1 protein-coding gene is annotated in these 473 nt (G+C 63.0%); it reads right to left on the minus strand.

Annotated elements, in window-relative coordinates; all coding sequences use genetic code 11:
* The coding region (locus LRF89_RS13350) for a PAS domain-containing protein (RefSeq protein ID WP_238637390.1) at window positions 1-473 on the minus strand (473 nt) is incomplete at both ends.

Consider the following 473-nt stretch of genomic DNA (forward strand, 5'->3'; position numbering starts at 1 on the left):
AAGGTCCCGGTAATGGGCCTCCCGCTCGGCGAGCTCGTGCTGAAGGGTCCGTTGCTCGGTGACGTCCTGGGCCGTCCCGCGCAGGATTTGCGGATTCCCGGCTGCGTCAAACTCCGCATAGCCGCGTGCCTGCAAAATCCGCTGACTGCCGTCCGGGGTTGTCAGGCGGTGCTCGATCTCGTAAGGCTCTCCTTGGTTCAGGGTGCGGTCGATGGCCTGATGGAGGGCCGGGTGATCCTGGGGCGGCACATAGGAGAGGAAAGTCTCCCAGTCCACGGGCTCCTGCGATGGCTCCAAGCCGATCAGCTCATAGATCTCGTTCGACCAGTGAACTGTTCCGCAAGGGATGTCGTAAAACCAGTGCCCGAGCCGGGCAATGCGCTTGGCCTCGGTCAGTTCCAGCTCGCTGCGGCGCAGTGCGAACTCGGTCTCCTTGAGGGTCTGGACATCGACATGGGTACCCACCATGTAGC

The sequence above is a fragment of the Halorhodospira sp. 9621 genome (assembly GCF_022228055.1).
GTDB classification, from domain to species: domain Bacteria; phylum Pseudomonadota; class Gammaproteobacteria; order Nitrococcales; family Halorhodospiraceae; genus Halorhodospira; species Halorhodospira halophila_A.